We start from the raw sequence: 6,787 nt of genomic DNA on the forward strand, positions 1-6,787 counted from the left end.
GCAGGGGGATGTCGTACGCTGTTGGGTGCAACAACCAACGCCGCTCAAAGAAACGGCGACCACCCCCGCAGAGGGATGTCGTACGCCCTTGGGTCCAACAACCAACACCGCCAAATCCAAAGGCCCACCCAGCAATCAAAAACCAACGGTTTTACCCCCCGTTACCCCCCAAACGCAGCAGCAGCCCGCTGCAACCGATCCCTAACCCCATCCCACTCATACCCATCCGGCAAGGCTTCAAAAACCAGTCTCGAATACCCCTCCCGATCCAGCCTCCGCAACAACCGATAAAGCTCTCGAGCATAAGCCTCGGCATCGGCAGGCGCCTGCACCCAAACGCACCGTGGATCGGCAGCCGCCTCGCCCCCCACCCATGCCACTCTGGCATCGGCAGGCAAATCCGCCAACTGGGCCGGCAAATCCGCAGCGGAAGACAACGCCAGCGAAGTATGCGGCGCATAGTGCGCCTTAAGCGTCCCCGAAGCCCGCGGCGCAGCGGCATCCGGCGGCAAGGGCGTCACGCCCAGGACCTGCGCCATCATCGCTGCGGTAATCGCGCCAGGTCTCAGCAATACGGGGCCAATGCCCTGCTCCAGCCGCGACAGATCCACGATGGTCGATTCGATGCCAACCTCCACCCCATCGCCTTCGAGCACAAAGACGGCGTCGCCAAACTCATCCCGCACATGCTGCGCGGTGGTCGGGCTGACCTGGCCGAACTTGTTGGCCGACGGCGCGGCAATGCCACCCCGCCCGCGCTTGAAGCGTGCGAGCAACGCCTGCGCGACAGGATGCGAGGGGCAACGCAGGCCGATGCTGTCCTGCCCGCCGGCCACCGCTGCCGGGATATGACTGGCACGCTTGAGGATCAGCGTGAGCGGGCCAGGCCAGAAGGCGTCGATCAGTTGCTGCGCGGCCGGCGGCACGTCGTCGACCCAGTAGCTGATATCGCCGCCGTCCACCACATGCACGATGATCGGATGGTTGGACGGCCGGCCCTTGGCCGAGTAGATGCGGGCGATGGCCTGGGGGTTTTCCGCGTCGGCGCCGAGGCCGTAGACGGTCTCGGTGGGAAAGGCGACCAGCTCGCCGGCTTCCAGCAGTTGGACCGCTTGGTCAAGTTCGGCGGACGTGGGCATGCGCGACATCGGGGATCTCTGGGGTGGGCGTTACTACGAAACTACGAAACTACAAGACTATGAAAGCGGGAGAACCCGCCGGGCACACCGACAGCGCACCCGGCCAGGCAAGCCTTCACGACTCGATGTGCAGCGCCTTCATGGCAGCGTCGAACGCACGGCCTGCATCGGCGGGTTCACCGCCCACGCAGTTCACATGGCCCATCTTGCGCGAGGGGCGCGCATCGTTCTTGCCGTACAGGTGCAGCTTGGCGCCGGACTGCGCCATGACTTCGTCCCAGGCCGGCGTGCGCTCCAGCCCGAACTCGAACCACACATCGCCCAGCAGGTTGAGCATCTTGCCCGCCGAATGCTGGCGCGTGCTGCCCAGCGGCAGGCGGGCCATGGCGCGCACCTGCTGCTCGAACTGGCTGGTTTCGCAGGCGTCCATGGTGATATGGCCCGAGTTGTGCGGGCGCGGCGCCATTTCGTTGGCAACCAGCGAGCCGTCCGTCAGCACGAAGAACTCGATGCACAGCACGCCCACATAACCCATCTCGGTGGCGATGGTGGCGGCGGCGGCGCGGGCCCGCGCGGCGATTTCGTCGGAGACGCTGGTGGCGGGCATCACGGTGGAGAACAGGATGCCATCGCGGTGCACATTCTCGGCCAGCGGCCAGGTGGCGGTGGTGCCGTCGGCGGCGCGCGCGGCCAGCACCGAGACCTCGTAGGCCAGCGGCAGCATCTTCTCCAGCACGCAGGGCACGTGCTGCATGGCGCGCCAGGCGGCGCGCACGTCCTCGCGGCTCTTGACGCGGGCCTGGCCCTTGCCGTCGTAGCCCATGCGCGCGGTCTTCAGGATGCCGGGCAGCAGGTCTTCAGGCAGCTGGTCGACGTCGGCGTCATGCTGGATCACCCAGTGCGGCGCGGTGGGCACGCCGGTGCGCTCGGCGCAGGAGGCGAAGAACTTCTTCTCGCCGATGCGGTTCTGCGCAATCGACACGCAGTAGCCGCGCGGCGCCACGAAGGCGCCGAGTTGTTCGAGCCGGTCCAGCGAGAGCGACGGCACGTTCTCGAATTCGGTGCTCACCGCCGGGCACAGCCTGGCCATCTCGGCCAGCGCGGCTTCGTCGGTGTAGGCCGCGCAGATATGCTTCTCGGCGATGGTGCCGGCCGGGCTGTCCTGGTCCGGATCGAGCACGCAGACCTTGTAGCCCATCGCCTGGGCGGCATGGGTGAACATGCGGCCGAGCTGGCCGCCGCCCAGCATGCCGAGCCAGGCGCCGGGCAGCACCGGCGCGCTGGGGTTGTCGATGCCGAACTCGGCACGCGACTCCGGCGTGTGGGCTTCGACCAGGTGGGGATGGATATCGGTGGGCATTGCGCGTCTTTCCGGATTCGGGGCTTAAGCTAGTCGGCTGGTCTGGTGTTGCTTGCGTGTCATACCGGCAGCGTCATCGCGCGCGCAGCTTCGGTCTGCCTGGCACGGAATGCTTCCAGCGCCGCGGCCAGCGCGTCGTCGGTGGTGGCCAGCGTGGCGATGGCGTGCAGCGCGGCATTGGCGGCGCCAGCCTCGCCGATGGCGAAGGTGGCGACGGGTACGCCCTTGGGCATCTGCACGATCGACAGCAGCGAGTCCTCGCCGCGCAGGTAGCGCGACGGCACGGGCACGCCGAATACCGGCACGATGGTCTTGGCGGCGATCATGCCGGGCAGGTGCGCGGCACCGCCGGCACCGGCGATGATGGCGCGCAGGCCGCGTTCACGCGCCGTGGCGGCGTACTCGAACATATCGTCGGCCATGCGGTGGGCGGATACCACGCGTGCTTCGAAGGCCACGCCGAAATCCTTCAGCATGGCGACCGCGTTCTGCATCACGTCCCAGTCGGAACTGCTGCCCATCACAACGCCGACCAGCGGCTTGGCTGTATTGCTCACGTTAAATCCTTAAAAATCCATCTGGCGCATGGGGACCGCGCCAACCTTCGTCTTGCGTTGGTTCGCTCCCCTCTCCCCCTGAGGGGAGAGGGGGTAACAACCGTCCTCATTGCAGACGGCTTTGGCGCACCAGCCGGCCACGGCCAGCGCCGGCAGAAATTACTGCAGTTCCTCGCCGGTCAGGCGCGTCAGCGCCTCGCGATACTTGGCGGCGGTCTTCTCGATCACGTCGGCCGGCAACGCCGGTGCCGGCGCGGTCTTGGGCCACGGCTTGCCGTCGATACGCACCGATTCCAGCCAGTCGCGCACGAACTGCTTGTCGAAGGACGGCGGGTTGGTGCCGACCTGGTAGGAATCCGCCGGCCAGAAGCGCGAGGAATCGGCGGTCAGCACTTCGTCCATCAGCGTCAGCGTGCCGTTCTCGTCCAGGCCGAACTCGAACTTGGTGTCGGCAATGATAATGCCGCGCGTGGCGGCATAGTCGGCCGCTTCCTTGTACAGGCGGATCGAGATGTCACGCATCTGGCGGGCCAGGTCGGCGCCGATGCGGGCTTCGGTTTCGGCGAAGGAGATGTTCTCGTCGTGCTCGCCCATCTCGGCCTTGGCGGCCGGGGTGAAGATCGGCTCGGGCAGCTTCTGCGCGTTCTGCAGGCCGGCGGGCAGTTCGATGCCGCAGACGCTGCCGGTAGCCTGGTAATCCTTCCATCCGCTGCCGGCCAGGTAGCCGCGCACCACCGCTTCCACCAGGATCGGCTTGAGGCGCTTGACCACCACGGCGCGGCCTTGCACCTGCTCGACCTCGGCCGGGCTCACGACGCTCTCGGCGGTGACGCCGGTCTCGTGGTTCGGCACGATGTGGGCCAGCTTCTTGAACCAGAAGTTGGCCATCTGGTTGAGCACGCGGCCCTTGGCCGGGATCGGCTCGCCCAGGATGACGTCGAAGGCCGACAGGCGGTCGGTGGTGACGATCAGCAGCTTGTCGTCGCCGACGGCGTAGTTGTCGCGGACCTTGCCGTGACCGAGCAGCGGCAGCGAAGTGATGGAGGACTGATAGAGAGCGTTCGACATGGTGGTTCCGATAGGAGGCACTAACAGAATGATCCAGAGTGATCCAGCATGATCCCGAGTGATCCTGCGCATCATTTTGTTAGCGCCTCTCGGGCCCCGGCAACATGCGCCGGGGCCTGAAAAGCGTCGTCCCCGCGCCTCTCCTCGTTACGGGATCAGGGCGGGGACGGCACGGGGTTCAGCTTACTGCACGACCTGGGCGAGTTCGCCCGACTTGTACTTCTGCGCAACGGCTTCCAGCGAGACCGGCTTGATCTTGGATGCCTGGCCTTCGCAGCCGAAGGCGATGTAGCGTGCCTTGCAAACCAGCTTGGCGGCTTCGCGGGCCGGCTTCAGGTACTCGCGCGGATCGAACTTGCTGGGGTTCTCGGCAAAGAAGCGGCGGATCGCGCCGGTCATGGCAAGGCGGATATCGGTGTCGATATTGATCTTGCGCACGCCGAACTTGATGGCTTCCTGGATTTCCTCGACCGGCACGCCGTAGGTTTCCTTCATGTCGCCGCCGAACTGGCGGATTTCGGCCAGCAGTTCCTGGGGCACCGAGGACGAGCCGTGCATCACCAGGTGGGTGTTGGGGATGCGGGCGTGGATTTCCTTGATGCGGTTGATCGCCAGGATGTCGCCGGTGGGCTTGCGGGTGAACTTGTAGGCGCCGTGCGAGGTGCCGATGGCGATGGCCAGGGCGTCGAGCTGGGTGGCCTTGACGAAGTCGGCGGCCTGTTCCGGGTCGGTCAGCAGCATGGAGTGATCCAGCTTGCCTTCGGCGCCGATGCCGTCTTCCTCCCCGGCTTCGCCGGTTTCGAGCGAGCCCAGGCAGCCAAGTTCGCCTTCGACGGTCACGCCGATGGCGTGCGACATCTGCACCACCTTGCGGGTTACGTCGACGTTGTATTCGTAGTCGGCCGGGGTCTTGCCGTCTTCACGCAGCGAGCCGTCCATCATCACGGAGGAGAAACCCAGGTCGATCGCAGCCTGGCAGATCACCGGCGACTGGCCGTGATCCTGGTGCATCACCACCGGGATATGCGGGTAGGCTTCCACGGCGGCTTCGATCAGGTGGCGCAGGAAGTGCTCGCCGGCATACTTGCGCGCGCCGGCGGAGGCTTGCATGATCACCGGCGCATTGACCTCGTCGGCGGCCTGCATGATGGCCTGAACCTGTTCCAGGTTGTTCACGTTGAAAGCGGGCAGACCGTAGCCGTTTTCGGCGGCGTGGTCGAGCAGCTGGCGCATCGATACGAGTGGCATGTCAAAACTCCTAAAGAAAGAATGGGGTGTCTCGGTATTCGTTTATTCGTCTTCGCATATTGGCTATGCGTGTGCGGCTGATCCTACGTGCACGGCGGCCGGCGTTCTGTCCGGCGCGGCACACTCAGGCGCCGACGCGGACAATCTTCAGCGTATTGGTGCCGCCCGGCTGGCCCATCGGCTCGCCAATGGTCAGCACGATAAAATCGCCGCGCTGCACAACGCCGCGCGACAGCAAGAGTTCCTCGGCCTGCTCCAGTGCGGTATCGCGGTCGGCGCTGGCTTCCAGCGGCAGCGGCACCACATTGCGGTAGAGCTGCATCTTGCGCTGCGAGGCCAGGTTGGGCGTCATCGCGTAGATCGGCACATGGATGCGGTGCCGACTCATCCACAGCGCGGTGGCGCCGGAATCGGTCAGCGCGGCGATGGCCTTCACCTGCAAATGATAGGCGGTGAACAGCGCGCCCATGGCGATCGACTGGTCGATGCGGCCAAAGGTCTGGTTTAGGAAATCGGTGTCGAGCTGGACCACCTCGGATTTCTCCGCCTCGACGCAGACCGCGGCCATGGCTTCCACGGTTTCCACCGGATAGCGGCCGGCGGCGGTCTCGGCCGACAGCATCACGGCGTCGGTGCCGTCCAGCACGGCGTTGGCCACGTCCGACACTTCGGCGCGCGTCGGCACCGGGTTGACGATCATGCTCTCCATCATCTGGGTAGCGGTGATGGTCAGCTTGTTGGCCTCGCGCGCCAGCCGGATCATGCGCTTTTGCAGCGCCGGCACGGCCGCGTTGCCCACTTCCACGGCCAGGTCGCCGCGGGCCACCATGATGCCGTCGGAGGCCTGCAGGATCTCTTCCAGCACGCCCGGGCGGATCGCCTCGGCGCGCTCGATCTTGGCGATCATGCGAGCCTTGTGCTGGTGCGGCTGGCCGGCCACGGCGGCGAGCTGGCGGGCCATTTCCATATCGGTGGCGTTCTTGGGAAAGCTCACCGCGACATAGTCCGCGCCCAGCGCCATGGCGGTCTTGATGTCTTCCATGTCCTTGGCGGTCAGCGCCGGCGCCGACAGGCCGCCGCCCTGGCGGTTGATGCCCTTGTTGTTGGACAGCTCGCCGCCGATCCGGACCGTGGTGAAGATCTCGTGGCCGAGCACGCGGTCCACCACCAGCACGATCAGGCCGTCGTTGAGCAGCAGCAGGTCGCCCGGGCCCACGTCGCGCGGCAGGTCTTCATAATCCAGGCCCACCCGCTCCTGGTTGCCCAGGGTGCAGGTGGAGTCAAGGATGAAGGCATCGCCCGGCTGCAGCGTGATCTTGCCGTTCTCGAACTTGCCGACGCGGATCTTCGGCCCTTGCAGGTCAGCCATGATGGCGACTTCCCGGCCGCAGGCCCGGGCCGCCCCCCCCCCCCCC

General features: G+C 66.1%; 6 protein-coding genes. All 6 read right to left on the minus strand.

All coding sequences use genetic code 11. The features are described 5' to 3' along the window. Positions 1–161: 161 nt before the first annotated feature. On the minus strand, positions 162–1,148 hold the full coding sequence (locus tag CF70_RS21415; protein ID WP_035869262.1) for an L-threonylcarbamoyladenylate synthase: 987 nt from the start codon (positions 1,146–1,148) through the stop codon (positions 162–164). A 106-nt stretch (positions 1,149–1,254) separates the two neighbouring features. Beyond that, positions 1,255–2,499, minus strand: a complete 1,245-nt coding sequence (locus CF70_RS21420) for a 5-(carboxyamino)imidazole ribonucleotide synthase (RefSeq protein WP_035869265.1) — start codon at positions 2,497–2,499, stop codon at positions 1,255–1,257. A 59-nt stretch (positions 2,500–2,558) separates the two neighbouring features. Beyond that, positions 2,559–3,056 (minus strand): 5-(carboxyamino)imidazole ribonucleotide mutase, encoded by a 498-nt coding sequence (gene purE / locus CF70_RS21425; protein WP_035869268.1) that lies wholly within the window; start codon positions 3,054–3,056, stop codon positions 2,559–2,561. 159 nt (positions 3,057–3,215) lie between these two features. Further along, positions 3,216–4,124, minus strand: coding sequence for a phosphoribosylaminoimidazolesuccinocarboxamide synthase (locus tag CF70_RS21430; RefSeq protein ID WP_035869271.1), 909 nt, complete (start codon positions 4,122–4,124; stop codon positions 3,216–3,218). Positions 4,125–4,307: 183 nt separating this feature from the next. Next, the gene (fba, locus tag CF70_RS21435; RefSeq protein ID WP_035869274.1) at positions 4,308–5,372 is read right to left on the minus strand and encodes a class II fructose-bisphosphate aldolase; all 1,065 of its coding nucleotides are present in this window, start codon (positions 5,370–5,372) and stop codon (positions 4,308–4,310) included. 124 nt (positions 5,373–5,496) lie between these two features. Further along, positions 5,497–6,787, minus strand: a 1,291-nt coding sequence (gene pyk, locus CF70_RS21440) for a pyruvate kinase (RefSeq protein ID WP_235185147.1), incomplete at its 5' end; no start/stop codon positions are given.

The organism is Cupriavidus sp. SK-3, assembly GCF_000611145.1.
Classification (GTDB): Bacteria; Pseudomonadota; Gammaproteobacteria; order Burkholderiales; family Burkholderiaceae; genus Cupriavidus.